The following is a 24,826-nucleotide window of genomic DNA, read 5'->3' on the forward strand; positions in this document are numbered from 1 at the left end:
AACTCATGTTTAACTTGACGGAAACAGCCTTGGGTGACGGCACCCACTTCCAGGACGGCGGGAATGACCCGGTTGGGCCGGCCGCCGACGCACTCACGCAGGGCATTCTCTTCGTCGCCCGCCACCACGGACGCAATCTCTCGCCGGCGTCGCTCCTCGCCGGCCTGCCACTCGACGAACAGGGGAGGCTGACCCCGCGTATGACGCAGGCCGCGGCGCGAAACGCCGGCCTCTCGGCCCGGATCGTGAGCAGTCCGCTCAAACAGATCGCGCGCTTCGCCCTGCCGGCGGTGCTCTTCCTCAAGGATGGCCAGACCTGCGTGCTCATCAACATGCATGTGGAGACGGCGACGATCACCCACCCGGCTCTCGACGGAGGGGAGAAGGCCGTACCATGGCATGAGTTGGAAGAGCTCTATGAGGGGCACGTACTGTATCTCATGCCGGCCAGGACCGGAACGGCGCGCGAGGACGCCCCTCTCAGGGAAAAGGGACACTGGCTCCGCGACGCGCTGCTGCGAAACTGGAAGGCGTACGCCCAGGTCGCCGTGGCCGCGACCATACTGAATCTGATCGCCCTGGCCTCGCCGCTCTTCGTCATGAACGTCTACGACCGGGTCGTGCCCAACAGCGCCCTGGAGACCCTCTGGGTGCTCGCCATCGGGGTGGCCATCGTCTTCACCTTCGATTTCGTCATCAAGACCTTGCGCGCACATTTCATCGATAACACCGGGAAGAAGATCGACGTCGAACTGGAAGGCAGGCTCTTCGACCAACTGCTGAACATGCACCTCAAGGACAGGCCGGCATCGGTGGGCTCCTTCGCCAACCTGCTGCGCGAGCTGGAGGTGCTGCGCGACTTCTTCACCTCCGCGACCCTGGTCAGCTTCGTGGACCTGCCCTTCATCGTCATCTTCATCGCCATGTTCTGGTACATCGGGGGACCCATCGCCTTCGTCTTCATGGCCGTGCTGCCCATCACAATCCTCATCGGCCTGGCCATTCACGTACCCATCAGAAACTCCGTCGAAACGGCCATGGCCATGGGCAGCGGAAAACACGCGGTGCTGGTGGAGACCCTCGGCAACATCGAAACCGTCAAGGGGCTGGGCTGCGAGGCGGCCATGCGCAAGCGCTGGATGCGCGACACCGCGGACAGCGCCAAGCACGCCGTACGCTCCCGCTCCCTGTCCCACCTGGCCATGAACCTGACGGGCTTCGTGCAGCAGTCGGCCTACGTAATCATCATCATCGTCGGCGTCCATCTCATCAAGGAAGGCCACCTGACCACCGGCGGACTGGTAGCCTGCTCCATCCTGAGCGGCAGGGTCATGGGCCCCTTCGCCCAGATCGCCCAGCTCATCACGCGCCTGCACCACACCATGAGCGCCTACAAGGAACTGGACCGCGTCATGGCCCTGCCCGTGGAACGCGAGAACACGGGCGCCTTCCTGCACAGGCCGAGACTCGAAGGCAGCCTGGAATTCAGGAACGTGACCTTTTCCTATCCCGGGTCGAAACTGCCCGCCCTCAAGGACGTGAGCATTCGCATCAAGGCGGGGGAACGCATCGGCGTGGTGGGCAGGACCGGGTCCGGCAAGTCCACCCTGGGCAAGCTCGCCCTGAGCCTCTATGCGCCGGACCAGGGCTCCGTGCTCGTGGACGGCGCGGACCTGCGCCAGATCGACCCTGCGGACCTGCGGCGCTGGACGGGCTACATGCCCCAGGACGTGTCCCTCTTCCAGGGCACGGTACGGCAGAACATCGGCATGGCCCACCCCCAGGCCTCGGACCAGGACATCCTGCGCGCGGCGCAACTGTCCGGCACCCATGACTTCATGCGCACCCACCCCATGGGCTACGGGCTGCACGTTGGCGAGCGGGGCGCCACTCTGTCCGGCGGGCAGCGCCAGTCCATCTCCATTGCCCGGGCCCTGGTCCGCGACCCGAACATCCTGATCATGGACGAGCCCACAAGTTCCATGGACTCCCAGTCCGAGGCGCTCCTGGTGCAACGGCTCAAGACCTTCCTGAACGGCCGGACCCTTCTGCTCATCACCCACCGCCCGTCGCTGCTCGACCTGGTGGACCGCATCATCGTCATGGACGACGGACAGGTGGTGGCCGACGGGCCCAAGGACGCGATCCTGCGACAACTCCAGACGGGAGGCATCTCCACCAGCCAGACTCCGCGCGAGAACATGGAGGCCAGACAATGAACACCACCTCCGCTGAAACACGGCCGGAAGCGGCCGGCCGGCCCATGCAGCAGGAACAGACTTCCGGCGGCCAGACCTGCGGAAACGCCAATCCCGGGGTCACCTCCTTCGGCACGTCCTGCGCACGTCCCGAGGCCCCGTACGAGAATTTTTCCACGGAGTTGAACGACATCACCAGCAGCAGCCGCATCTCCGCCAACCTCATGCTCATCGCCATCGCCGTCCTTTTCGCCGTCGTCCTGATCTGGGCGGCCAACGCCCCGTTGGACGAGTCCGTCCGGGGCTCGGGAAAGGTCATTCCGTCCACCGAGATCAAGCGGATCCAAAACTTCGAGGGCGGCATCGTCAAGGAAATCCTGGTGCGCGAAGGCCAGAGCGTGACCAAGGGGCAGGTCCTCGTCCTCCTCGATCAGACGCAGATGGCTTCGCGCTTCAGGGAGCAGCAGTCGACCTACCTCGACCAGGTTCTGTCCATCGCCCGGCTGGAAGCGGAACTCGCCGGCAAGAACGACATCGATTTTCCCGCCGAGGTCAAGAACGAGAAGCCCCATGTGCTGGACAGCCAGCGCCAACTCCTTCGTTCGCGCAACGACAACCGCCGCTCGGCCCTGACGGTGCTGGAAACGACAAAAGAGCAGCGGTCCCAGGAGCTCAAGGAACTCCGCAACAAGCTCGATTTCCAACAACGTCAGTACACGCTGCTGACCAAAGAGGTAGACATGATCCAGACCATGGTCGCCAAGGGGGCAGCCTCGGACATGGAACTGCTGCGCGCCCGCCGGCAACTGACGGAACTTACGGGACAGATTGCCGACTCACGCATCGCCATCCCCAAGGTGGCCGCGGCCCTGGACGGTGCGGCGCACCGCATCGAGGAGGAAAAAAGCAAGCATCGCTCGGAAATCCTCAAGGAAATGAACGTTGTACGCGCCGAAATGGAAGGCCGGAAGGAAAAGCTCCCCGCCCTGGAAGACCAGATGGACCGCACCAGCGTCCGCTCGCCCGTGGACGGGACCGTGAAGCGGGTCTTCGTCACGACCATCGGCGAGGCCGTGGGCGCGGGCAAGGAGATGCTCGAAATCGTACCCCGGGAGGACACCCTGCTGGTCGAGGCCAAGGTTCTGCCCCAGGACATCGCCTTCCTGCACCCTGGGCAGGACGCGCAGGTCAAGATCACGGCCTACGACTTCTCGATCTACGGCAGCATGCCCGGCACGGTCGAGCACATCAGCGCCGACGCCATCACGGAAGAGCAGCAGAAGCTCAGCTACTACCTCATCAAGGTACGCACGAAAACGGCCTCGCTGACGGACAGGAACGGCAAGGAACTACCCATCATTCCGGGCATGGTGGCCGAGGTGGACGTGCTGACGGGCAAGAAGACGGTGCTTGAGTACATCTTGAAACCCATCATCAAAACGACGAGGGGAGCTTTGCACGAAAGATAGGGGCTTGAATTTCCACGCTCTACATGGCAGACGTCCCAAGGGGGGAAGTCTGCCATGAAAAAACGCATCCTTCTGATAGAAGACGACGATCTGCTGCGCCTGGGGCTCAAAGCCATGGTGCAAGCCCGCAAGGAATACGCCATCGAGGCCGACACGGGGAGCGGCAAGGAAGCCGTCCGACTCTTCAAGACCACCAGCCCCGACATCGTCCTTCTGGACCTCATGCTGCCGGACATCTCCGGGATCGACGTCCTGCGCACCATGAAACAGACCGCGCCAAACGTCCCCGTCATCGTGCTCACGGCCCACGAAGAGGACGACCTGCTCTTCGATGCGCTGGAACTGGGGGCCAACTGCTACGTACTCAAAGGCGCCGGGCCCGAAGAGCTCTTTCTGGGCATGCACTACGCACTTCAGAATGAAATGTTCATCAGCCCGAAACTGGCCAAGGTCATCGTGGACGCCTATCTCTTCGTCAACCGCCAGCGCAAGACCCTGCCGCCTCTGAACGATCTGACATCGCGAGAGAAGGAAATCGTCAGGCTCATCATCGATGGCAAAAAAAGCCAGGAAATCGCCGACGTGCTGTTCATCAGCGTCAAGACGGTTCACAAGCATCGCTCGAACATCCTCGAAAAACTCGGACTAAGCAGCTTGGCTGACCTGCGCCATCGAAAAATGTACATTCTGGACAACATGTTGACAGACTAACTCCAACAAACGCACCAACAAGCGCAAACAGGAACATTTCGGCAATCCACACCAACAAACACGAGCCGCATACGCATCTTCCATTATAAGATCCCACCAAAATACATAATCACACCAGTTGCTGAGCGCTCATCCCTCCGCTACTTCCTCAAGAAATACCATCAGTCTGAGGCCCGCATCTTCGAAGCCGGCCTCAGACTGATGGTTGGTTCACCCAGGTTGCCGAACATCCGTAAAACGGCCCGCTCAGTCCGCCTCCACAGGGCAGACCGCGTACACATCATGAACATGGCGTTGCCTCTCGCTCCACATTCCCCATCGCGCGACACCGAAACCTCTGCGGCGGGACGACAGGGGGCCACACGTCGGGCACCGGCCGCTACCCCGGCCAGACGCGCCAGACATGATTGACGCCGAGCGGACGCGGATCTCGGCCACGCCGACTCGCAACGGCCCCGTAGATCTGGGATTGCGGCAACCTCAACACACTCCATCCAGGGGCGAACTATCATGCCGAAAAGCACGGTTCTCTTGATCGAAGACGACAATCTGCTGCGCATGGGACTGAAATCCATGATCGGCATGAAAGAGGATTACGTCGTCGACGCGGACGTGGCCACGGGCAGGGAAGGCATCCAGGCCTTCAGCCAGCAGCATGCGGACATTGTCCTGCTCGACCTGCGCCTGCCGGACATGCCCGGCACCGAAGTGCTCAAAAGGCTGCGGGAAAAGGACAAGACTGTGAAGATCATCGTGCTCACGGCCTGCGACAGCGACGAAATGCTCTTTGAGACGCTCGAGTACGGCACTAACGCTTACGTTCTCAAGGGAGAAAATCCCGACGAGCTTTTTCTCGCCATCAAATACGCCCTGAACGACGATCTTTTCATCAGCCCGAGGCTGGCGAAAACAATCGTCAAAGACTACCTTTTCGCCACACGCCAGCGCAAGGGCTTCCCGACTTTGCAGTGCCTGACCCCGAGAGAGCTGGAAGTGGTCAGGTACATTTTCGACGGCAGAAAAAGCAGAGAAATAGCCGACATGCTCTCCATCAGCATCAAGACTGTCGACAAGCACCGCTCGAACATTCTGCAGAAGATCGGCATTCACAATTTCAATGAATTGCGACAGGGCGGGTTGTATTTGCTTGATTTCATGAAGCAGGCTGAATAGCCGGCAGCCATGACGGCCGGTTCCCGATCAACCCGTTGGACACATGGGGTTAGCAGGCATGACGCTAAGCAGCAGACGCATCCTTCTCGTTGACGACGACGAAATAAGCCGTCTTGTGGCCGCCGAAATCCTGACGCACCTTGGAGCAACCGTCGATCTTGCGGCGGTGCCGGATGATGCCATGCGCTTGGTCGGCGAAAACCGCTACGACCTGATCATGCTCGACCTGTTCATGCCTAACGTGAACGGAATTGACTTGGCAGGCATCATGATTGCCCTCGACGGATCCCTGACGGAGAAAATCACCCTCCTTACCGCCGGCGGTCCCGATGGTTCGAGTCCGGTCCCGGCGACTCGGCTGCACGTTTTCAGCAAACCGCTCCAAGCGGACGAGGTGCTCGATTTTCTGGCCGCCACCGCATCCGGAGAACGATATGACGTCGAAGTCCCGGCCGAAAACCCGGAATATCCGAAAATCGACGGCATCGACATACCGATCGGAATTCGAAACTTCATGGGACTGGAACAGTCGTACTTTGCGACACTGAGCGCATTTCCGGAGTACAGCCGCAAACTTCTTGACGACCTCACCCTGAACGCGGCCAAGTCGAACACGAGGGAATGCCGCAGGCTCGCCCACAGTCTGAAAGGATCTTCCGCCATGATCGGGGCGCTGGATATCCATGCCCTGGCCAAACAGATCGAATCTTCGTGCACCCAATCTCCCGCCCCGGGACAAAACACAGACCTCTTTCAACGCCTCGAAGCGCTCATCCACAGAACAAACCACAGCATTGAAGCCTGCATCACGCGTCAGCACAGGCTCTTCCGGGAATTCTGAATCGAGTTCTCCCTTTAGAGGCTTCCGGAACAGGCCCCAGTGCATCCCCGGTCCAACGGGGTCGTTTCGCAACCAGAACCTTGCCTGTCGGTACCTCGTCCTCAAGCAACGTCGGGCGCGGATATCTCCGGTCGAGTTCATAGGCCCGCAGGAAGTCCCGGTACGCATCCCTGACGCTGTTCAATTTCAGCAGCATCCGTCCACGTTCGTAATAAAAGTCGGCCCTGCCCGGCATGAGTTCGATCAACCTGCTCAGATCTTTCAAAGCCTGACGATGCAGCGAAAGCCGCGAGCACAGTTTCCACCGGCCCTGCAACGCCCCGGCGTGGTTCGGCTCAAGAGTGATGGCCAGAGTATAGCTCGAAAGGGCCGCATCTAGACGCCCGGCCTGGAACAATTCCTCGGCAAGCCTAAAATGGACGGCCGCGGATCCGGCCTCCATGGCGGCAGCGGTTGAAGAGCCGTCAGCCCCAACCCAACCGCCAGGCTTGCGTCCCTGCCCACCCACGTTGTCAGGACAGTTTCTGGACCGACTCGAAATCAATCCGGCATCCCCGCCCCCCAAGACCGACATATCTCCAGCAGCACCGGCCAACGGCAGGGCAACCACGACAACGCAGCACAAACATGCGCACAGTCTCTCCGACATAGCCATGACGCTTCCTCCATGTACATATTTTCATATATGCCTATGTCAAATTTATAAATACATACTACGTATAAATTTAAATATTTAATACTCATATTCACTAATATAAGAAAACAAGCATATCACGTGCCATCATTATACATGACACATGATCGGTACAACGTCGCTCAGAGGCAGATGCGGAATCACGAGGCTTCGACAGCAAAACGACATCGCCATGGCAAAACCCGCGCGAACGGACCAGGCCATTCCTGCCTCACCGAGAGGACATGCGCGCATGCCTCGCGGCAAAAAAGGCCGGCTCTCGTCAGAGGCGGGCAAGACAGCGGCGTCTGATACGCAGGAAATCCGAAACGGGCAGAGAAAGGGAGCTTGCGGGAATGCGAGGGCGCACATGGAAGCAGCGCCGGCGGCGATGACGCAGGTGGGAGGAGAGAAACCGGAGCGCATCATGACCAGCCAGATGGAACGCCGCTGCAAAAACTCGCAGTCCCCATGAAGACGGGAGTCCATGCCGCGCTGACCATCCAAAACAATGCGGAACTCTGCCTGCGCGGGTACGACGCCCTCGGTCGTCCGCGAATTTTACAGGAAATTCAGGGGACGAGACTCTTATAAAATCCTTAGTCATCAAGGAAATGCAGAAGGAAAAAGAGGGGACGCTTCATGAGTCTGCGGCAAGAGTGGGCAGCAAAACGCCTGCGACACAATATATAACTATATGAATTTATATCAAAAATTAGTTTCAAAGGATGGCAATCAAGCATCGCCAAGGGAAACGTCATTGTTCTCAAAAACAAATACGCATTTATGCGTACTCAATACAACAAAATTTACTCATGCATGAGCATTAAACAAAACAGACAAACAAAGAAATACTTAGTAAATAAAGCAACAAATACTTAATAATTTCAATTAATCGAAAAGCATGAATGGCGTAAAGACCCATTACGGATATGAAGAAACATGGAAAGCATTTCTAATCGCGACAAAATCATTTATACAAAGAGGGGTATGCGTGATGCTTCACAAAATTCTGCTCGTCGAGGACGACAACCTTCTGCGCGTAGGACTCAAATCGATGCTTGAAATGCAGGGAGAGTATGCCGTCGAAAGACATGTCGCAACGGGCACGGAAGCCGTTCAGATTTGCAGGCAGAGCGCTCCGGACGTCGTCATACTCGACTTGCACCTCCCTGACGAGCCAGGAACTGTTGTGATGAAAAAAATTAAGGAAACGATTCCTGATATAAAAATAATCATCCTTTCTTCGTACGACGACAATGAATTGATATATGAAACATTGGAATATGGCGCCAACGCGTACATTTTGAAAGGATCAAACCCTGAAGAACTTTTTCTCGCCATAAAATATGCATTGGCAGATGAACTATTCATTAGCCCAAAACTCGCAAAAATAATTGTAAAAGATTATTTGTTCGTCAACAGACAGAGGAAAACTCTACCAGCACTACATAATCTCACATCCAGAGAGAAAGAAGTCGTTAAATATATAATCGACGGAAAAAGAAGCAAAGATATTGCGGACATACTATACATCAGCATAAAAACTGTAAACAAACACAGATCGAATATCCTTGGAAAATTAGGCATGAATAGCTGCAACGAACTCCGCAGAGGAAGCATCCACTTTTTTGATGAATTAGACAACAGCAAGTCAAAAAAATAGGGAGGGGTGTCTGATGTATTCTACAACAGATAATTCGATAAATTCATACTCAAATTCTAGAATAAGCGACAAGAATGCAAATTCAAACATCGACAAAAGCGGACATGCATTTGATGAAAAAAAGACGATTCTCATTGTCGATGACGTCAGCATAAACATCGACATTCTCGCTTACTGTCTTGGCGATGGCTACAAGATTTCAGCATCACAGGACAGCTCGATCGCGCTCAAAAGCATTGCGTTGGAGAAGCCGAGCATGATCATCCTCGACCTCTTCATGCCGGAGATCGACGGATTCGAATTTTGCCGAGTCATCAAGTCCGACGGTAATTTTTGCGATATTCCCATTGTGTTCATCACGTCGGCATCAGATGCGGCCACCCTCAGCAAAGCTTTCGCCATCGGTGCCGTCGACTACATCACGAAACCGATCTCCTCCCAGGAAGTGAGGGCGCGCATCAAAACGCACCTGCGGCTCAAGGCCGCGGAAGACGCGCTCCGGGAGCAAAACCACCTCCTGGAGATCAAAGTTGCAGAGCGCACCAGAAAAATTCAAGAAAAGCAAAATGAAATCAACGAAGTGCAGCACGAAGCGATCCTCAGACTCTGCCTGGCGGCCGAACTCAGGGACAAGGTAACGGGGATGCACATTCGCCGCATTCAGGAATACTCGGCGCTACTGGGACGCAAATGCGGCCTGCCCGCGGATCACGTCGAGCTGCTCTACCTGGCCAGCGCCATGCACGACCTCGGAAAAATCGGTATCCCCGACAGCATTTTGCTCAAGCCGGGCAAGCTCGACGCCGATGAGTGGGTCATCATGAAAAGCCACACCGTCATCGGTGCCCAGAGCCTTGCCAACAGCCGCTTCAAGCTCATCCAGCTGGCGCAGACCATTGCGCGGTCCCATCACGAAAGATGGGACGGCAAAGGGTATCCAGACCGTCTCAAAGGCCTTGAAATTCCCATGGAGGCCCGGATCGTGAGCATTGTCGACAGCTTTGACGCCATGCTTGCGCAGCGGCCCTACAAAATACCGATGCCCCTCGAAAAGGTTTTGGAGATCATTCGATCCGAAAGGGATCAGGCGTTCGACCCGGCCATCGTGGACATCTTTCTCGCCAACATTACGGAGTTTCAAAACGTCGCAACGGCTTTTTCCGATTGAACGTCCTCCTGCCGCGGTTACGGCAGCCTGACCGCTGCGATATTCTAGCCGAAGGAGGCACGGCGGTGCGCATGACCGCTTACCGCCCATTAAACGTCGCTCATCCGTGATTTCCCACCTCCACGCTCCCTGCAGGTCCGCTCATCCCGGAGCCGATCCGGATCAGCGGGCGCCCCGCCTGCGCCCACGACAGACCATGACCCGACGGATAAGCGGCGCGATTCGGCCGCCAAGCGGCCGATCCCCCATCCCGGTAGCACGCGGCGCCTTCGGACAAACCAATGACCGGAATCCATGTCCATTCACCGGAAATGGGATGCGCGACCATAAAAAGCGTGTCAGAAAGAAGCATCATCAACTTCGAAGCAGCGACGCCGCAAGGCAGGGAGGACGAAATGCAGACATCAATGCAACGGTACTGGAAAGCGAACCTGACCTACATGGTCATCCTGCTGACCATATGGGCACTGGTTTCCTATGTCTTCGGCATCCTTTTCGTGAACGAACTGAACGCATTCCATCTCGGCGGGTTCCCCTTGGGCTTCTGGTTCGCCCAGCAAGGGTCCATCTACGTATTCGTCATCCTCATCCTCGCCTACTTCCTGCTCATGGACCGACTGGACAAGAAATTCGACGTGCACGAATAACCTACGCAATCACGGGGAACGCATATGTCACTGCAAATCTGGACCTATCTCATCGTCGGGGCGACCTTTTCGCTCTACATCGGCATCGCCTGGAGCGCGCGGGTCAAGGACACCAAGGGCTTCTACGTGGCCGGCGGCGGCGTGCCGCCCCTGGCCAACGGCATGGCCACGGCCGCGGACTGGATGAGCGCGGCGTCCTTCATCTCCATGTCCGGCATGATCGCCTTCATGGGCTACGCCGGATGCATGTATCTCATGGGCTGGACCGGCGGCTACGTGCTCCTGGCTCTGCTCCTGGCCCCCTATCTGCGCAAGTTCGGCAAGTTCACGGTGCCTGACTTCGTCGGCGACCGCTATTACTCCTCGGCCGCGCGCGTGGTGGCCCTGATCTGCGCCATCTTCGTCTCCCTGACCTACGTGGCTGGGCAGATGCGCGGCGTAGGCATCGTCTTCAGCCGCTTTCTCGAAGTGGACGTCAACACGGGCGTCATCATCGGCATGGTCCTGGTTTTCTTTTACGCCGGCATCGGCGGCATGAAGGGCATCACCTGGACCCAGGTCGCCCAGTACTGCGTGCTCATCACGGCCTTCCTGGTCCCGGCCGTCGCCATCTCCGCCAAGCTGACCGGACATTTCCTGCCCCAGATCGGCTTCGGCAGCACCCTGGTCGACGGCCCGCATTCAGGCAAATACCTGCTCGACACCCTGAACCAGATCGGAACGGACCTCGGCTTCGCCGAATACACCTCGGCCTTCGGGGCGGGAGCCAAGCCCATGATCGACGTCTTCGCCATCACCATGTGCCTCATGGTCGGCACAGCCGGACTGCCCCACGTCATCATCCGCTTCTACACCGTGCCCACGGTGCGGGCCGCGCGCATCTCGGCCCTCTATGCGCTGTTTTTCATCGCCATCCTGTACACCACGGCACCGGCCCTGGGCGCCTTCGCCCGCTACACCCTGACCAACGTACTGAGCAACACCACCTACGCCACGGCCCCGTCCTGGTTCAAGAACTGGGAAAAAACGGGCCTCCTGGCCTGGCTGGACAAGAACAACGACGGCGTCATCACCTACCGCGCCGGCGCGCCCTTCAAGGGCAAACCGGTCTTCAGCGGCGAAGCCGGCCCCGCCGGCCAGCGCATGCTCAAGAACGAGGCCACGGACAACGACAACGAGCTGTACATCGACAACGACATCATGGTCCTGGCCACCCCCGAGATCTCGCAGCTTCCCAACTGGGTCATCGCCCTGGTGGCGGCCGGCGGGCTGGCCGCGGCCCTGTCCACGGCGGCGGGGCTCCTGCTGGTCATCTCCTCGGCCATCTCCCACGACCTCTACTACCGCATTATCAACCGCGAGGCCTCAGAGCAGAAGCGTCTGGCCATCGGGCGCATCATGATGGGCATCGCCGTGCTCGTGGCCGGCTATTTCGGCATCAACCCGCCCGGCTTCGTGGCCCAGGTGGTGGCCTTCGCCTTCGGCCTGGCCTCGGCGTCCTTCTTCCCCGTCATCGTGCTAGGCATCTTCTGGAAGCGGGCCACCAGGGAAGGGGCCATCAGCGGCATGGTCACGGGCATCGGCTTCACCATGTTCTACATCGTGCAGACCAAGTTCATGGGCGTGGCACCGTGGTTCATGAACATCAGCCCCGAGGGCATCGGCACCGTAGGCATGCTCCTGAACTTCACGGTGACCATCCTGGTGTCCCTGTGCACGGCAGCGCCTCCGGCCGCCGTGCAGGACATGGTCGAAAGCGTGCGCATCCCCCGCGGGGCCGGCGCCGCGGTTGACCACTAACCTTTGACGCGGGGGCCGGGCGACCGGCCCCCGGACAAGGACGGCGCCATGAACGCGGGAATCCAGCCTGCGGGGTACGACAGCATCATCACCTTCCTGGAGGGCACCCTACCCTTCTCGGAACTGGACCGGCCGAGCCTGGTCCGCATCGCCAGGCACTGCCTAGTGGACTTCTTCCCTGCCGGGACCCGGCTCCTGCGCCGGGGGGTGAGCGAGGTGGACGGGCTCTACCTGATCCAGAAGGGGGCCATCCGCCTCTTTCACGAGGACGAGGGCGTCCTGGTGGACATCCGCACCGACGGGGCGTCCCTGGGCGCCCTGTCCCTGTTCAACGGCGAGAAGGCGGCCCTGGACGCCGAGACCGTCGAGGACACATTTCTCATCAAGATCCCGCGCGAAAAGTTCTTCGAGGCCGTGCACCTGAACCCTTCCATCCCGCGCTTCTACCTCAAGTCCTTCGCCGACACCTTCCTGTCCAAGGCCTTCGAGGAGATGCGCTGCAAGCCCGCGGCCCAGCACGAGGACCACAGCCTGCACCTCTTCAGCAACCCCGTGGGCGGTCTTGTCAGCCGCGAGCCCGTCAGCGTCCCCTTTGGCCTCAGCATCCAGGCCGCGGCCAGAGAGATGATCCGCCACAACACCGGCTCCCTCCTCTTCCGGGAGCCCTCGGACGAGATCTGCGGCATCGTCACCGACACGGACCTGCGCAAGGCCATGGCCCTGGGCCTGGACCTGCAGGCCCCGGCCGAAACCATCATGTCCACGCCCGTGGAGAGCATCGACGCATCGGCCGTGTGCTTCGACGCCCTGATGACCATGATGTCCCGCAACATCCACCACCTCGTGGTCAAGAGCCACGACAAGGTGCAGGGCGTGATCAGCTCCCACGACATCATGCTCCTGCAGGGCCGCTCGCCCATGTCCGTGTTCCGGGAGATCGCCTCGCGCACGACCATCGCCGGGCTCTACCCCCTGCACGACAGCATCACCCCGGTCATCCGCACCCTGGTCCAGCAGGGTGCCAAGGCCGGCAACATCACGCGCATGATCGCCATCCTGAACGACCAGATCATCACGCGCCTGATCGAACTCATGCTGCGCGAACTGGGCCCGCCACCGGTCAAGTTCTGCCTGCTGCTTATGGGCAGCGAGGGCCGGCGCGAGCAGACCTTCGCCACGGACCAGGACAACGCCCTGATCATCGAGAACTGCGGGGTGGATTTCCTGGAACGGGCGGCGGAGACATATTTCTCGGCCTTCACGGAGCGCATGGTCGGGCACCTCATCAACTGCGGCTTCCCGCGCTGCCCCGGCGACATGATGGCCTCCAACCCCGTCTGGCGCGGCACCCTCGACGCCTGGAAGGGACGGGTCGACACATGGGTCGCCGCGCCCGAGCCCCAGCGCGTGCTGGCAAGCTCCGTCTTCTTCGACTTCCGCGGCGTCTGCGGCCACAAGGACCTGGCCGAAAACCTGCGCCAGCACGTCACCAGCGCCTGCGCCGGCAAGGACCTCTTCCTGCGCTACCTGGCGGCAGACTGCCTGAACGCCCGCCCGCCCCTGACCTTCTTCAAGAACTTCATGGTCGAGAAGGACGGGGAGCACAGGAACACTCTGGACATCAAGGCCCGGGGGCTTCTGCCCTTCATGGACTTCGCCCGGGTCATGTCCCTGTACCACGGCATCCGCGAGACCGGCACACTGACCAGGCTCGACCTCCTGCACCAGGCCGGCCACCTCTCGCGCGACCTGTACCACGAGGCGCGGGAGGCTTTCGAGTTCCTGCTCCACGCCCGCCTCATGCACCAGCTCGAACAGATGGAGGCCGGGACGAAGCCCGACAATCGCATCGACCCCGGCACCCTCTCGTCCCTCGAAAAGCGCACCCTGCGCGAGGCCTTCGGGGTCATCTCCGCCCTGCACGGCGTGCTGCGCGAAACCTTCCGCCTGAACATGGGGTGACGGACATGGCCCCTTTCGCAATTGGCAGCCTGCGCCGCATGCTGGGCCTGACTCCGCAAGCCTCGAACCTGCCCGCCCTGGACGAGAACAACCGCCTCTGCCGGGAGCTGGACCAGAACCGCCCCCTGACCGACTACGTCTACACCGTCCTGGACACGGAACTGACGGGCCTTTCGGCCCGCAAGGAGGAGATCGTGTCCGTCGGAGCCGTGCGCGTGCGGGGCCTGGCCATCGTGCCGGGCGAGAGCTTCTCCTGCCTGGTGCGGCCGAGCATCCCCCTGCCCAAGGTCAGCACCCTCATCCACCGCATCACGCCCGAGGCCATCGCCGAGGCCCCGCCGCTGGAGGAGGTCCTGCCCGGACTGATCAAGTTCTGCAAAGGCACCCTCATCGTCGGGCACCACATCGGCCTGGACATGTCCTTCCTGAACCGTGCCTGCCGCAGGCGCCACGGCCTGCCCCTGGCCAACCCCTGCCTGGACACCATGCGCATGGCCATGCTCTGGCGCGAGAAGCGCAGCCCCGCCCACTACGAGCGCTTCAGCCTGAACATCTCCTACGTCCTGACGGACCTGGCCGAGGAGTTCGACCTGCCCCGCTTCACGGCCCACGACGCCCTGGGCGACGCCCTGCAGACCGCCTACCTCTTCGTCTACCTAGCCAAAAAAATAGCCCGGAACACCCCCCTCACCCTGCGGGAGCTGTTCCGAGCCGGCCAGAGCTGGCGCTGGTACATGTAGCTTCATCTTTTCTTCGGACGCACAAACGGCCAGGGCCGGCGTCCTCCACATGTCTGGAGCGCGCCGGCCCTGGCCGCATCAGGTGCGCTGCCGCGTGTCCCGAAGATCAGAACAGGGAAAAGAACATCTTGGTGCCTACCAGGAAAAGGATCACGGCGAAGACGCGCTTCAATTTGTCCACGGGTAGGCTGTGGGCCAGACGCACGCCCAGAGGCGCCGTCAGCACGCTCATGACCGCGATGGACACGAGGGCCGTCAGCGACACGTAGCCCAGAGAATAGGGCGGCAGGTTCTCCACGCCCCAACCGTTGGTGATGTACCCGAGGGTTCCGGCCACGGCGATGGGAAAGCCGATGGCGGCCGATGTGCCGATGGCCCTGTGGATGGGGATGTTGTTCCAGACCATGAAGGGAACCGAGAGGGTCCCTCCGCCGATGCCCACCAGGCTCGACACCACGCCGATGACGCCCCCCGCCCCGAACATCCCGAACATGCCAGGCATCTGCCGGGAAGGCTTGGGTTTCCTGCCGGACAGCATCTGGTAGCATACGAAGTAAAGGAAAAAAACGAAGAAGGCCTTGAGCCAGCCCGTACTCAGCCCCGCCGCGATGAAGGTGCCCAGGAACGTGCCGACCAGGATGCCGGCGACGATGCGCCGGACCACGACCCACTCCACCGCGCCGCGCTTATGGTGGGCCATGAAGCTCGACACCGAGGTGAAGACGATGCTGGCCATGGAGGTACCCAGGGCCAGATGCATGATGAGCTCGTTGGGAAGGTTCTGCAGTTCCATGCAGAACACGAGCATGGGCACGATGACGAGGCCGCCGCCGATGCCCAGCAGGCCCGCCAGCACTCCGGCGATGGCGCCCACGACAAGATACAAAGCCAACACTTCCAACATGATTCCTCCCTGGTGACGGCCGCACGGTCATGACCCGGGGCCCGCAAAATTGGTAGGACCAATTTCTGAACCACTCCGGCGCGCTTGTCAATGTCCTGTTCGCAAAACAGTATAAAGAAGCTTGCAATTCTGCGCCGGGCGATGAATGTGCAGAGCCAGGAAAATCTCGACGCGAGGACGGCATGGGACACATCGTCGGCAAGGACATCTACCGAAAACTGGGCCGCCGCCTGGATCAGGCGCCGGTGCGCACGCCGTGGACTCCGGTCTTCCGGGAACTGGTGGAATCTCTCTACTCCAGGCCCGAGGCGGAGCTCGTCTCCAGGCTGCCCTACCGGCCCGCAAGCCTTGCGCGCATCGCCCGCATGCTCGACGAACCCGAGGCCTCACTTCGCCCCATGCTCGAAAGCCTGTGCTCCAAGGGGCTGGTCCTCGACATCTGGGACGGCCGCCGATACCTCTACATGGTCAGCCCTATCGTCATCGGCTTCTTCGAGTTCACCATGATGCGCACGGGGCCGGACCTGCCGCACGTCCGCTGGGCCGAACTCTTCCAGGCATACATGTTCGGGGAGAAGGATTTCCTGCACGCCAATTTCGGAGACGGGCAGCGCACCTCGGTCATGCGCGCCCTGCCCCACGAGGAGGCCCTGGGCGAGCACGTCGAGATCCTGGACTACGAAAAGGCATCCGCCCTGATCGAGGAGCAGACGGAATTTTCCCTGGGCCTGTGTTCCTGTCGCCACGAGAAGCATCATCTGGGGCACGCGCCCTGCCCCACGCCCATGGAAACATGCACCTCCATGGGCACGGGCGCGCGGTTTCTCATCCGCAACGGCTTCGCCAAACCCATCGACAAGGCGCAGATGCGCGACATCCTGGCCCGCTCCCGCGATCAGGGCCTGGTCCTGTCCGCCGACAACGTACGCCGCGACGCCGGGTTCATCTGCCACTGCTGCGACTGCTGCTGCAACCTGCTGCAGGGCGTGCGCGACACGGGCTACACGGGCATCCTCGTCACATCGAGCTTCGTGGCCGTGGTGGACGAGAGCCTGTGCATCGGCTGCGGCCTGTGCGCCAAGGCCTGCCCCGTGTCCTTCGCGACCATGCGCGCCAAGGCGCCCGGGACAGAACCCCGGACACCCGCAAAGGTCGCGCAGATCGACCCGGCCTGCCTCGGCTGCGGCGTCTGCGCCCTGAAATGCCCCACCGGGGCCCTCAGACTCCAGCCCCGCCCCCAAAAGGTGCTCCATCCCGAAGACAGCTTCGAGCGCGTCATGCTCCAGGCCCTGGAGCGCGACACTTTCCAGACCTTCATCTTCGACAACCCGGCAAGCCGCACCCAGGAGTTCATGCGTGCCCTGGTGGGCGGCTTCCTGAAACTCCCGCCGGTCAAACGCGCCCTGCTGGGCGAGAGGCTGCGCTCACGCTTCCTCTCGGCCCTGCGCAGGCTGGCGGGCTAGATGAACCCATCTGAACCGGGCAGAGACCGTGAGAATATCATTGCCATGTTGACTAACGTACGCAAAAGCGTACGTTAGTCAACAAAGGGAGGGATTATGGCGACGATTAACGCTACCGAAGCCAGAGCCAATTTGTACTCGCTGATCGATGAAGCCGCCTCGACGCACAGACCCATCATCATCAAGGGAAAAAGATCCAACGCCGTGCTGCTGTCCGAAGGCGATTGGAACGCGATCAATGAAACGCTCTATCTCATGTCCATCCCCGGCATGCGCGAGTCCATCATGGAAGGCATGGCCACCGACGCGAGCCAATGCGGCACGGAACCGGATTGGTGATGTGGGGATTGCGCTTCACGCATCAGGCCCAAAAGGACGCAAAAAAACTGGCGCCTTCCGGACTTAAAAACAAGGCCCAGGAACTTCTAGACATCATCCGAACCAATCCGTTCCAAACCCCGCCGCCCTATGAAAAACTGGTGGGGGATCTCACGGGAGCGTATTCACGCCGCATCAACATCCAGCACAGACTGGTGTATCAGGTCCTGGAAACCGAACATATCGTCAAAATTCTGCGCATGTGGACGCATTACGAATGAGCCTCGCCGACAGCTCGTATCGCATGTTGTTGGTCACAAGGACGCAATCGGGGGCCAGGGCGTGGGCGGAGATGGACAATGCGGGACAGGAAGGCGGACATCCCTGTTCGTGGCGCATGCGTAAACTCAACTTTTGGAGGTAGAAGCATCGCCGGACAGGCGGTGGAGACACCCAGTCCGATAAAGGGTGAGCAGCCGCGATCCGGGGACAGCAAGCCCCCGGCGGCTCATTCCTCCGGTTCGGAACTGAAGGTACGGATGGAGGCGATCTCCTCCCAGCCGTAATAGGTGTTGACAGTCTGACCGTCCTCCTTTTCCGTGACGCGCAGGAAGTCGGACCCCAGAAACAGCGCGGCCTTCTCGTAAATCCTCCCTTCGTTGATCTGGATCTTCAGGCCCTTGCGCAGCTTGCGCGAAAGGGTGCCGTGCAGGGGCATGGATGCGTATTCGACGACTTTTTCCAGGCAATTGACGTTCATGAGTTCTCCGTTGCTGCCGGCCCTACCATGCGCCCGCACCCATGGTGCAGAGGCGTTGCATGGAGGGCAGCGGTTGGTGAAAGGGGACCGCGGTCACGTCGGTAACCGCGGCGGAAATTTTGGGCTGCCCCGGCCTGCCGATGGAAACTCGTCCGGAGGCGAATTCCAGAGCCAGAGGTCCGACCTCCAGAGACTGCCCGTCACACGGGTTGCGCCGCAGAGGAGGCTCGATCCGCCGAACCCTGCCGTTCTCCTGCACGACGTCGAAGGCGTGGGCCGCGGTGACGAGGCCCAGCAGGGACCCGTTCTCGCGGAAACGCAGGGAGTTGGAGTCGCCGCTGATGCCCACGGCGTCGGCGTCGAACGCCATGAGCGGCCCCAGGGCCGTGGTTACGGCCGTGGGCGCGGCGGGCTCCAGCGAACGGATGGCCCCGCTGTCGTAAAAGGACACGCCGATGCGGGCCGTCACGGCGCCCAGGGGGCACGGCACCTCCAGGGTCCGGCTTGGCCACAGGGTCAGGCTGCGCAGCCCGCCCTGCCCGGAGAAGTTCAGGCTGATGACCGCCGTCTCCACGGGGCCAAGGGGTGTGTCCAGCGCCAGGGGCGCGGCCAGGGCGGCCTCGTCCTCCTGGGTCCAGAAACCGCTCAAGGTGCCGTTGAGGGGGAAGAGACGCTTCAGGGCGCCGCTTTCGAAAAACGTGACCTGCTCGGCGGGCAACAGTCCCAGAGGCGTCGGCACGACGGTCTGCTCTTCAAGCGGCAGGTTGCGAAGCCTCCCTCCGGGATAAAAGAGCATGGCCGGCAAGTGCCGTTTGCGCTGGGTGTTGGCCGTGAACTGCGGAACGAGGACACCAAGGGGCGTGATCAGGGGGCAGGCGATGGCGGGGATGCAGGAACGCACGGAGCCGTCCGGGTGGAACTCGGCTCCGGGCAGGGCCTCGACGGGCCCGTAAGGCGTGGTGATGGTTGGCATGGCGGCCTCCTCGTTTCGAGGGGCGAAGCAGACCTCATGCCATATGCATCCTGCCGGAATACTGGGGATTCAAGAAAGGTTGCCCGACATTTTCGTCACAGGCTACGCGACAAAAACGTGGGTTATGTCGGCTGGTCTGCGCGAAGCATCCCGCCGTAGCGGGCCGCGCCGTGCAGGCCGGTGTCCGGCGCAGTGACGAGGCGCACGGGGATTCCGGCGAGGTGTGCGCCGTAGGCCGGGCAATCCCGAAATTCCCTCAGGAATTCGTCGTTGTCGACCAGAAAGGGGTTCTTGGCCGCCAGGCCGCCGCACAGGAAGAGCCCGCCCCAGGCCAGGACGTGCAGCGCATAGGCCCTGCAGGCCCGTGCGAAGAACCGGGCGAACCAGCGCGTCGTCTCGCTGTCCGGGCCGATCTCGGCGGCGACCTCGGCTGGCGTCAGGCGCCTGCCGGTCAGGAATTCGTGCAGGCTGGAGAGGCCGGACCCCGAAACCACGACATCCCCGAAGGCGTGGGAGTGTCCGGTGCGGTGCTTCAGAAAGGCGAGAAAGGCGAATTCCTCCTCGTCCACGAAGGCCAGGGGGGCATGTCCGCCCTCGGAGGGGACGGGCAGAACCCCGCCGCCGGGCAGAGGAACGAGGGCGCAGAGCCCGAGGCCCGTCCCTGCGCCGAGGGCGGCAGTGACACCCAGGCGCGCCTCCACGAGGCGCGCATCCCCGGACTGCACGTCCCGCGCGGTCCGCGCCGCGTGGGCCGTCCCGCAGCCCAGGGCCTGGGCCACGAAATCGTTGATTAGCACAGTTCGGGCGCGAGGCAGTCCGGTAGACGGGTCGTCCAGGTCGATGCCCCATGCGGCGTTGGTCAGCCGGCAGCGGGTTCCGTCCAGCACGGGACCGGCCACGGCCAGGACGATTCGGTCCGCGGCCGCGGGTGTCAGGCCGAAACCCGATTCCGCCAGCATCCGCAGCAGTTCCGGCTGGGAACCGGCCGAAGCCGTCGGAAAGCTCTGCGACTCGACGAGTTCCGCCTCGCTTCCCCGGACCGCCTCGAAGTGCCCGAAGCGGCTGTTCGTGCCGCCGATGTCCGCCGCCAGGATCGTCGCCATGACCGTCTCCCCCCCTCTGCCCGTCAAAACGAGAAGCCGGGTCAAACCCGGCTTCTCCTACTTCGTCGCGCTGGCCCCCGCCTCGCGGATGCGCTCGGCCACGTAGGCCACCAGATCCTCGTCGAGTTCGTCGACATTGAAGCACCGCGCGTCCTCGCCCATGAGGCCTCCGGGCACCCAGTCGCCCTGCTCGTCGGGATCGGTGATCATGTCATCGTAGAAACAGACCGACAGCCAGCGCTGCTCGGGGTCGTCGTCGATGACGTCGATGAGCGCGAAAAGGTCACGCCCCTGCTGGGCAGGGTGGGTGCCGCGCAGGGAATAGGTGATGCCTGGCCGGGCCTTGAAGCCCAGAGCCACGCCCTCGACGGATTCGAGAGCCTGTCTGCAGGCGAGAAAGGCCTGCCTGGAGTCGCAGGACTCCCAGTCCGCAAGAAACGCTTCCAGTTCCGCCACCGAATTTTCCATAAGATCGCTCCTTAGCTTGGAAGAATTAACGAATTTCCCTGGCCTGCGAGGTGAAGGAAATGCCCTGCCCGGACTGCGCCCCGATCATGACCGACTCGACCACCGGGGCGTTGATGGGCTGCGCCGCTTCCCAGCGCACCAGAAAGTTGGCCCCGGACCCGCCTTCGACGTCCCGCTCCGCCACGACGTAGCGGATGGAGGCCAGCGGGCCCAGCTCCCGCGGCGCGTCGAGATAGCTCCGCACCATACGCCCCTCGGTGTCGTAGTAGTCCACGGCCGTCAGCCGCAAGCCGGACCTCGGGTCGGTGTTGCGGATGGACAGGGTCACCGCCAGGTTGAAGGGACGCTCCTTGTCGCCGGTGTAGATGTGCGAATAGACCGGCACGTAGAGGGCTTGCCCGGAGGACAGCTCCGGCCCGCCGCACAGTCCCGCGGCGGGAATGAGGGACAGGAGAAGAAACAGCCAGCGCATGAGGTCCTCCGTGGCGGAGCCGTGGCCCCGCCCAGGCTAGGAATTGACGTCGTCAATGCTGGGGATGAGATTCTTGGGGCCCTCGGACTCGTAGCGGAAGGTGTGGCTGAAGGGCGTCATGACCTCCAGGGCCTGCTCCAGGGTCGCGCCTTCTGCCATGAGTTTCTCGATCTTGGCCTTTTCCCGCCACATGTCGCCCAGAGGGTCGTGCTCCTTGTTCTTGATGGGGCCCACGACCTTCTCCCAGTCATAGGGGTCGGCCTGCTCCTTGGTCACGATCTCCCAATACTCGCCGGGCCTGCGCGCCTTGTCCGCCCTGGAGGCCGTGGCTTCGTCCAGGATCTCGGAGAACCTGGGCACGTCCTCGGCCCACAGGTTGATGACGGCTTCGGGCTTCTTCAGCACCTCTCCTTCCTTGCAGCGATAGACCAGATATGCTCGGGACATGCTTTCCTCGTTGTCGTAAGTGTTGCGAAATGAAAATTCTAAAGGCCCATGCGCACCAGGGCCATGGACACGGCCGGGCGGCTGTAGTCCATGCGCGTCACGCGCCCCCTGCTCAGGATGCCGATGATGCCCTGGGCGTAGCCGATGCGGTCGTTGTCCGTCAGTCCGGCGCGGCGCACGGCGGGGTCCAGTTCGAGGCCATCCTCCACCACCAGACGCGTGACCTCGGCCGGCAGCTCGAAGGCCGGGCCCAGGCCCAGATGCATCTCCTCGCCGTCGAAAATGGCGCAGGCCGTAAGGTTCATGTAGCCCGTGGCCGTTTCCGGCACCGGCACCAGACCCGATTCCAGGGCCACGGACAACTCGCACCCGGCAAAGGCCGCCCGGGCCCTGTTCTTGGCCCCGCGCAGGGTCTCCTCCAATCCGATGGGCTGGACGGACACGCCTGAATCCACGCTCACGGGCACGAAGTCGGCCCCGGGGAAGCGCGTCTCCATGACGGCGCGGATGGCCCCGAGCTTGACCGGGTTCATGGACCCGACGTTGATGATCACGAAAACCTCCCGCGGCCCCTTGCCAGAGCCTCGCCCCCTCTGCCACAGACCGGGCAGGAGGAACCCATGCAGCGCGCCCTCATCCTCATCGGACTCGTCATCCTCGCCGTGGGGCTGGCCTGGCCGTTCATCGGCAAGCTGCCCCTGGGGCGGCTGCCCGGCGACATCGTCATCGACCGGCCGGGCTTCAAATTCTTCTTCCCGCTGACCACGGGGATACTCATCAGCATCGTGCTGAGCTTCATCGCCTGGCTCTTCAGAAAGTGACAACCTGCCAGCCGGCTTCCATGTAGGAGCCCATGGACGGGTGCCCGCTCATGTCGCCGATGAGGGGCACGCCGGCGGCCTCGACCTCGGCGGCCACGCCCAGCTTGACAGAACAGGCCTTGCAAGCGCCCACCAAGAGTCCCTTCTCCCTGACCTGGGCGAAAAGCCTGGCCAGGGGATGGTCGGGCTTGACCAGAGCCGGCGGCAGGGCCACGGAAGCCCCCTCCATGACGATGATCGCTTCGTGGCCCCTGGCCTGCAGGTCCAGGGCGTTCAGCAGCACGTGGATGAAGCACATGGGGTCGCCGTTGAAGACGAAAAGGGCTGTTTTCACGGACCGCCTCCTTAGAATTTGCGGATGAGGATCACCCCGGCGAAAAGCAGCACCGCGCCCGCGATCCTGCCCAGGGAGATGGGCTGTGACGCCACGCCCAGCCAGCCGTAGTGGTCCATGACCAGGGACGCGGCCATCTGGCCGGCGATGAGCAGGGCCATGACGCTCATGGTCCCCAGGCGGGGCACGGCGACGATGGTCATGGTCACGAAAAACGCGCCCATGGCGCCGGCCGTCCAGGCCCACCACGGCAACTCGGCCACGACCCTGCCGCCGGGCCAGGGCAGGCGCAAGGCCAGGCAAAGCAGCCCCAGGGCCACGGTGCCCGTCAGGAACGAAAAGAACGAGGCCAGGTACGGACTGTTCATGTACACGGCGGTAACCGCGTTCACGGCCGGTTGGACCGGCATGAGACACCCGGCCAGTGCTGTCAAGGCGAGAATCAGTCCATCCATCATTCCTCCGGGGCGGTCCGGGAATAGACAATTGCCGCCCACTGACGGCTTTGATACGGTATGCATCCGCGCTGATCAAGAAGCGCGGGAAACTCTGCCGACCCGCCTCCACAGCGGGCGACGAAGGGGGAAACATGCTCGAAATCCTGCGCAGAAGACGCAGCGTCCGCCACTACACGCCGCAGCCCATTCCGGCCGATGTCATGGACCAGCTGAAGGAGGCCGTGCTGCGCTCGCCGTCGTCCCGCGGCCTCGACCCTTGGGAATTCATTTTCGTCACGGACAAGGACCTGCTGGCCAGGCTCGCCACGGCCAAGCCCCACGGCGCCCACTTTCTGCGCGACGCGGCCCTGGGCGTTGTCGTCCTCGGCGACGAGGGCAAAGCCGACACCTGGGTCGAGGACTGCTCCATCGCCTCCATCATCCTGCAGCTGACCTGCGAGAGCCTGGGCCTCGGGAGCTGCTGGGTGCAGATACGCATGCGCGCCTGCGACGAATCCGCCTCGGCCGAGGCCCGAGTGCGGGAGATCCTGAACATCCCTGCCCACCTGCGGGTCGAATCGATCATCAGCATCGGATACCCGGCCAAGGCCCCCAAAGGGCATCCCCGCGAAAACCTCAAGGATCACACGATCAAAACCGACACCTACGCATGACCCCCACCACCGGCCCCATCCGCCATGACCGCTACCGCTTCTGCCCGGCCTGCGGCGCCCCCCTCGCACCAGGGCGCGTCCACGCCGACGGGCCGGACCGCCTGATCTGCACCGCCTGCTCCGGCGTAGTCTATTTCGACCCCAAGGTCGTGGCCTGCGTCGTCCTCGAAATCGGGGGCAAGATCCTGCTCATACGCCGCAAGCGCCCCGACGACACGGAAAAATGGCTCCTGCCCGGCGGCTACGTGGACGAGGGCGAGCCCGTCGAGCTGGCCGCCGTTCGCGAGATCCGGGAGGAAGTGAACCTCGACGTCCGGCTTGAAGGGCTGGTGGGCGTCTTTTCCTACGCCGGGTGGCCGCCGGTCATCGTCGTCTACAGCGCCCGCCTGGACGAGGCTGCGCCCAGCCCCGGCGAGGAGACCGAGGACCTGGCCCTCTTCGCCCCCGAGGAAATCCCCTGGTCGAAACTGGCCTTTCCCAGCACCCGCGACGCGCTTTTGGCGCACCTGCAGGGCAGGCCTTGCCAACCCATGCCCCTGACCGTATTCACAGCGGCTGCACTCGAACCCGGGACATCCCGCACCACCACGACAGACTGAAGGAC

28 protein-coding genes are annotated in these 24,826 nt (G+C 61.9%); 17 read left to right on the forward strand and 11 right to left on the reverse strand.

Annotated features, from left to right (window positions below):
- Positions 1–5 precede the first annotated feature (5 nt).
- From G394_RS0116730 to G394_RS0116750, 5 genes are all read left to right on the forward strand, one after another.
- The gene (locus G394_RS0116730) at positions 6–2,219 is read left to right on the forward strand and encodes a type I secretion system permease/ATPase (protein ID WP_028578617.1); all 2,214 of its coding nucleotides are present in this window, start codon (positions 6–8) and stop codon (positions 2,217–2,219) included.
- Positions 2,216–3,667: an HlyD family type I secretion periplasmic adaptor subunit gene (locus G394_RS0116735; protein WP_051307288.1), complete on the forward strand. Its 1,452-nt coding sequence runs from the start codon at positions 2,216–2,218 to the stop codon at positions 3,665–3,667. The genes G394_RS0116730 and G394_RS0116735 overlap by 4 nt, the downstream gene beginning before the upstream one ends.
- Positions 3,668–3,721: 54 nt before the next feature.
- Positions 3,722–4,378 (forward strand): response regulator, encoded by a 657-nt coding sequence (locus tag G394_RS0116740; RefSeq protein ID WP_028578619.1) that lies wholly within the window; start codon positions 3,722–3,724, stop codon positions 4,376–4,378.
- Between the two features lie 510 nt (positions 4,379–4,888).
- On the forward strand, positions 4,889–5,551 hold the full coding sequence (locus G394_RS0116745; RefSeq protein ID WP_028578620.1) for a response regulator: 663 nt from the start codon (positions 4,889–4,891) through the stop codon (positions 5,549–5,551).
- 58 nt (positions 5,552–5,609) lie between these two features.
- The gene (locus G394_RS0116750) at positions 5,610–6,392 is read left to right on the forward strand and encodes a response regulator (protein ID WP_028578621.1); all 783 of its coding nucleotides are present in this window, start codon (positions 5,610–5,612) and stop codon (positions 6,390–6,392) included.
- On the opposite strand, the gene G394_RS21325 is transcribed toward G394_RS0116750, so the two are convergent.
- Positions 6,358–7,047, reverse strand: a complete 690-nt coding sequence (locus G394_RS21325; protein ID WP_156902666.1) for a tetratricopeptide repeat protein — start codon at positions 7,045–7,047, stop codon at positions 6,358–6,360. The genes G394_RS0116750 and G394_RS21325 overlap by 35 nt on opposite strands.
- Before the next feature lie 1,015 nt (positions 7,048–8,062).
- On the opposite strand from G394_RS21325, the gene G394_RS0116755 reads away from it, so the two are divergent.
- The 6 genes from G394_RS0116755 (at position 8,063) to G394_RS0116780 (ending at position 15,048) form a co-directional block, all read left to right on the forward strand.
- Positions 8,063–8,731, forward strand: a complete 669-nt coding sequence (locus G394_RS0116755; protein ID WP_028578622.1) for a response regulator — start codon at positions 8,063–8,065, stop codon at positions 8,729–8,731.
- 13 nt (positions 8,732–8,744) lie between these two features.
- Positions 8,745–9,899 (forward strand): HD domain-containing phosphohydrolase, encoded by a 1,155-nt coding sequence (locus G394_RS0116760; protein ID WP_084435791.1) that lies wholly within the window; start codon positions 8,745–8,747, stop codon positions 9,897–9,899.
- A 395-nt stretch (positions 9,900–10,294) separates the two neighbouring features.
- Entirely contained in the window at positions 10,295–10,546 is a 252-nt protein-coding gene (locus tag G394_RS0116765) for a DUF4212 domain-containing protein (RefSeq protein ID WP_028578624.1), read from the forward strand.
- Between the two features lie 24 nt (positions 10,547–10,570).
- The gene (locus G394_RS0116770) at positions 10,571–12,346 is read left to right on the forward strand and encodes a sodium:solute symporter family protein (RefSeq protein WP_028578625.1); all 1,776 of its coding nucleotides are present in this window, start codon (positions 10,571–10,573) and stop codon (positions 12,344–12,346) included.
- A gap of 48 nt (positions 12,347–12,394) precedes the next feature.
- Positions 12,395–14,308 carry a DUF294 nucleotidyltransferase-like domain-containing protein gene (locus G394_RS0116775; RefSeq protein WP_028578626.1) on the forward strand — a complete coding sequence of 638 codons (1,914 nt, stop codon included), beginning with the start codon at positions 12,395–12,397 and terminating at the stop codon, positions 14,306–14,308.
- 5 nt (positions 14,309–14,313) lie between these two features.
- Complete coding sequence (locus tag G394_RS0116780) at positions 14,314–15,048, forward strand: 3'-5' exonuclease (protein ID WP_028578627.1); 735 nt, start codon at positions 14,314–14,316, stop codon at positions 15,046–15,048.
- Positions 15,049–15,154: 106 nt separating this feature from the next.
- On the opposite strand, the gene G394_RS0116785 is transcribed toward G394_RS0116780, so the two are convergent.
- Positions 15,155–15,952 (reverse strand): sulfite exporter TauE/SafE family protein, encoded by a 798-nt coding sequence (locus G394_RS0116785; protein WP_028578628.1) that lies wholly within the window; start codon positions 15,950–15,952, stop codon positions 15,155–15,157.
- Between the two features lie 182 nt (positions 15,953–16,134).
- Between G394_RS0116785 and G394_RS0116790 the strand changes: the two genes are divergently transcribed.
- The 3 genes from G394_RS0116790 (at position 16,135) to G394_RS0116800 (ending at position 18,014) form a co-directional block, all read left to right on the forward strand.
- A complete protein-coding gene (locus G394_RS0116790; protein WP_028578629.1) occupies positions 16,135–17,415 on the forward strand; it encodes a 4Fe-4S binding protein in 1,281 nt (426 codons plus the stop codon).
- A gap of 96 nt (positions 17,416–17,511) precedes the next feature.
- Positions 17,512–17,754, forward strand: coding sequence for a type II toxin-antitoxin system Phd/YefM family antitoxin (locus G394_RS0116795; RefSeq protein WP_028578630.1), 243 nt, complete (start codon positions 17,512–17,514; stop codon positions 17,752–17,754).
- Positions 17,730–18,014, forward strand: a complete 285-nt coding sequence (locus G394_RS0116800; protein ID WP_245578372.1) for a Txe/YoeB family addiction module toxin — start codon at positions 17,730–17,732, stop codon at positions 18,012–18,014. Before G394_RS0116795 ends, G394_RS0116800 begins: the two co-directional genes overlap by 25 nt.
- 227 nt (positions 18,015–18,241) lie before the next feature.
- On the opposite strand, the gene G394_RS0116805 is transcribed toward G394_RS0116800, so the two are convergent.
- The 7 genes from G394_RS0116805 to yjjX all read right to left on the reverse strand — a co-directional run bounded on the left by G394_RS0116805 (position 18,242) and on the right by yjjX (position 22,510).
- A complete protein-coding gene (locus tag G394_RS0116805; RefSeq protein WP_028578632.1) occupies positions 18,242–18,493 on the reverse strand; it encodes a hypothetical protein in 252 nt (83 codons plus the stop codon).
- A gap of 22 nt (positions 18,494–18,515) precedes the next feature.
- On the reverse strand, positions 18,516–19,466 hold the full coding sequence (locus tag G394_RS19780; protein WP_051307290.1) for a hypothetical protein: 951 nt from the start codon (positions 19,464–19,466) through the stop codon (positions 18,516–18,518).
- A 122-nt stretch (positions 19,467–19,588) separates the two neighbouring features.
- Positions 19,589–20,569, reverse strand: a complete 981-nt coding sequence (locus G394_RS0116815) for a glucokinase (protein WP_028578633.1) — start codon at positions 20,567–20,569, stop codon at positions 19,589–19,591.
- Positions 20,570–20,626: 57 nt separating this feature from the next.
- Entirely contained in the window at positions 20,627–21,037 is a 411-nt protein-coding gene (locus G394_RS0116820) for a hypothetical protein (RefSeq protein WP_028578634.1), read from the reverse strand.
- A gap of 25 nt (positions 21,038–21,062) precedes the next feature.
- Positions 21,063–21,509, reverse strand: a complete 447-nt coding sequence (locus G394_RS0116825) for a DUF3124 domain-containing protein (RefSeq protein WP_028578635.1) — start codon at positions 21,507–21,509, stop codon at positions 21,063–21,065.
- 36 nt (positions 21,510–21,545) lie between these two features.
- Positions 21,546–21,956, reverse strand: coding sequence for a hypothetical protein (locus G394_RS0116830; protein ID WP_028578636.1), 411 nt, complete (start codon positions 21,954–21,956; stop codon positions 21,546–21,548).
- A 38-nt stretch (positions 21,957–21,994) separates the two neighbouring features.
- The gene (gene yjjX / locus G394_RS0116835) at positions 21,995–22,510 is read right to left on the reverse strand and encodes an inosine/xanthosine triphosphatase (protein ID WP_028578637.1); all 516 of its coding nucleotides are present in this window, start codon (positions 22,508–22,510) and stop codon (positions 21,995–21,997) included.
- Positions 22,511–22,576: 66 nt separating this feature from the next.
- Here yjjX and G394_RS0116840 point away from each other — a divergent pair, with 66 nt between their 5' ends.
- A complete protein-coding gene (locus G394_RS0116840) occupies positions 22,577–22,777 on the forward strand; it encodes a DUF2905 domain-containing protein (RefSeq protein ID WP_028578638.1) in 201 nt (66 codons plus the stop codon).
- On the opposite strand, the gene G394_RS0116845 is transcribed toward G394_RS0116840, so the two are convergent.
- Positions 22,767–23,111 carry a DsrE family protein gene (locus G394_RS0116845; RefSeq protein ID WP_028578639.1) on the reverse strand — a complete coding sequence of 115 codons (345 nt, stop codon included), beginning with the start codon at positions 23,109–23,111 and terminating at the stop codon, positions 22,767–22,769. The two genes, G394_RS0116840 and G394_RS0116845, sit on opposite strands and share 11 nt — an antisense overlap.
- 11 nt (positions 23,112–23,122) lie before the next feature.
- Positions 23,123–23,566 carry a DMT family transporter gene (locus G394_RS0116850; RefSeq protein WP_245578374.1) on the reverse strand — a complete coding sequence of 148 codons (444 nt, stop codon included), beginning with the start codon at positions 23,564–23,566 and terminating at the stop codon, positions 23,123–23,125.
- Positions 23,567–23,700: 134 nt separating this feature from the next.
- On the opposite strand from G394_RS0116850, the gene G394_RS0116855 reads away from it, so the two are divergent.
- Positions 23,701–24,222: a nitroreductase family protein gene (locus G394_RS0116855; RefSeq protein WP_028578641.1), complete on the forward strand. Its 522-nt coding sequence runs from the start codon at positions 23,701–23,703 to the stop codon at positions 24,220–24,222.
- On the forward strand, positions 24,219–24,821 hold the full coding sequence (locus G394_RS19785; RefSeq protein ID WP_051307291.1) for an NUDIX hydrolase: 603 nt from the start codon (positions 24,219–24,221) through the stop codon (positions 24,819–24,821). Before G394_RS0116855 ends, G394_RS19785 begins: the two co-directional genes overlap by 4 nt.
- The last annotated feature ends 5 nt before the right edge of the window (positions 24,822–24,826 follow it).

The organism is Desulfomicrobium escambiense DSM 10707 (genome assembly GCF_000428825.1).
Taxonomy (GTDB): Bacteria; Desulfobacterota; Desulfovibrionia; order Desulfovibrionales; family Desulfomicrobiaceae; genus Desulfomicrobium; species Desulfomicrobium escambiense.

What these genes read in the sequence shown, in the direction of transcription:
- G394_RS0116750 (WP_028578621.1), top strand. Translation starts at nt 5,610, where the DNA reads ATGACGCTAAGCAGCAGACGCATCCTTCTCGTTGACGACGACGAAATA.
- G394_RS0116740 (WP_028578619.1), top strand. Translation starts at nt 3,722, where the DNA reads ATGAAAAAACGCATCCTTCTGATAGAAGACGACGATCTGCTGCGCCTG.
- G394_RS0116825 (WP_028578635.1), bottom strand. Translation starts at nt 21,509, where the DNA reads ATGCGCTGGCTGTTTCTTCTCCTGTCCCTCATTCCCGCCGCGGGACTG.
- G394_RS0116830 (WP_028578636.1), bottom strand. Translation starts at nt 21,956, where the DNA reads ATGTCCCGAGCATATCTGGTCTATCGCTGCAAGGAAGGAGAGGTGCTG.
- G394_RS0116800 (WP_245578372.1), top strand. Translation starts at nt 17,730, where the DNA reads ATGCGGCACGGAACCGGATTGGTGATGTGGGGATTGCGCTTCACGCAT.
- G394_RS0116855 (WP_028578641.1), top strand. Translation starts at nt 23,701, where the DNA reads ATGCTCGAAATCCTGCGCAGAAGACGCAGCGTCCGCCACTACACGCCG.
- G394_RS19785 (WP_051307291.1), top strand. Translation starts at nt 24,219, where the DNA reads ATGACCCCCACCACCGGCCCCATCCGCCATGACCGCTACCGCTTCTGC.
- G394_RS0116760 (WP_084435791.1), top strand. Translation starts at nt 8,745, where the DNA reads ATGTATTCTACAACAGATAATTCGATAAATTCATACTCAAATTCTAGA.
- G394_RS0116755 (WP_028578622.1), top strand. Translation starts at nt 8,063, where the DNA reads ATGCTTCACAAAATTCTGCTCGTCGAGGACGACAACCTTCTGCGCGTA.
- G394_RS0116745 (WP_028578620.1), top strand. Translation starts at nt 4,889, where the DNA reads ATGCCGAAAAGCACGGTTCTCTTGATCGAAGACGACAATCTGCTGCGC.
- G394_RS0116790 (WP_028578629.1), top strand. Translation starts at nt 16,135, where the DNA reads ATGGGACACATCGTCGGCAAGGACATCTACCGAAAACTGGGCCGCCGC.
- G394_RS0116780 (WP_028578627.1), top strand. Translation starts at nt 14,314, where the DNA reads ATGGCCCCTTTCGCAATTGGCAGCCTGCGCCGCATGCTGGGCCTGACT.
- G394_RS0116850 (WP_245578374.1), bottom strand. Translation starts at nt 23,566, where the DNA reads ATGGATGGACTGATTCTCGCCTTGACAGCACTGGCCGGGTGTCTCATG.
- G394_RS0116805 (WP_028578632.1), bottom strand. Translation starts at nt 18,493, where the DNA reads ATGAACGTCAATTGCCTGGAAAAAGTCGTCGAATACGCATCCATGCCC.
- G394_RS0116785 (WP_028578628.1), bottom strand. Translation starts at nt 15,952, where the DNA reads ATGTTGGAAGTGTTGGCTTTGTATCTTGTCGTGGGCGCCATCGCCGGA.
- G394_RS0116820 (WP_028578634.1), bottom strand. Translation starts at nt 21,037, where the DNA reads ATGGAAAATTCGGTGGCGGAACTGGAAGCGTTTCTTGCGGACTGGGAG.
- G394_RS0116775 (WP_028578626.1), top strand. Translation starts at nt 12,395, where the DNA reads ATGAACGCGGGAATCCAGCCTGCGGGGTACGACAGCATCATCACCTTC.
- G394_RS19780 (WP_051307290.1), bottom strand. Translation starts at nt 19,466, where the DNA reads ATGCCAACCATCACCACGCCTTACGGGCCCGTCGAGGCCCTGCCCGGA.
- G394_RS21325 (WP_156902666.1), bottom strand. Translation starts at nt 7,047, where the DNA reads ATGGCTATGTCGGAGAGACTGTGCGCATGTTTGTGCTGCGTTGTCGTG.
- G394_RS0116770 (WP_028578625.1), top strand. Translation starts at nt 10,571, where the DNA reads ATGTCACTGCAAATCTGGACCTATCTCATCGTCGGGGCGACCTTTTCG.
- G394_RS0116840 (WP_028578638.1), top strand. Translation starts at nt 22,577, where the DNA reads ATGCAGCGCGCCCTCATCCTCATCGGACTCGTCATCCTCGCCGTGGGG.
- G394_RS0116795 (WP_028578630.1), top strand. Translation starts at nt 17,512, where the DNA reads ATGGCGACGATTAACGCTACCGAAGCCAGAGCCAATTTGTACTCGCTG.
- G394_RS0116730 (WP_028578617.1), top strand. Translation starts at nt 6, where the DNA reads ATGTTTAACTTGACGGAAACAGCCTTGGGTGACGGCACCCACTTCCAG.
- G394_RS0116815 (WP_028578633.1), bottom strand. Translation starts at nt 20,569, where the DNA reads ATGGCGACGATCCTGGCGGCGGACATCGGCGGCACGAACAGCCGCTTC.
- G394_RS0116765 (WP_028578624.1), top strand. Translation starts at nt 10,295, where the DNA reads ATGCAGACATCAATGCAACGGTACTGGAAAGCGAACCTGACCTACATG.
- G394_RS0116735 (WP_051307288.1), top strand. Translation starts at nt 2,216, where the DNA reads ATGAACACCACCTCCGCTGAAACACGGCCGGAAGCGGCCGGCCGGCCC.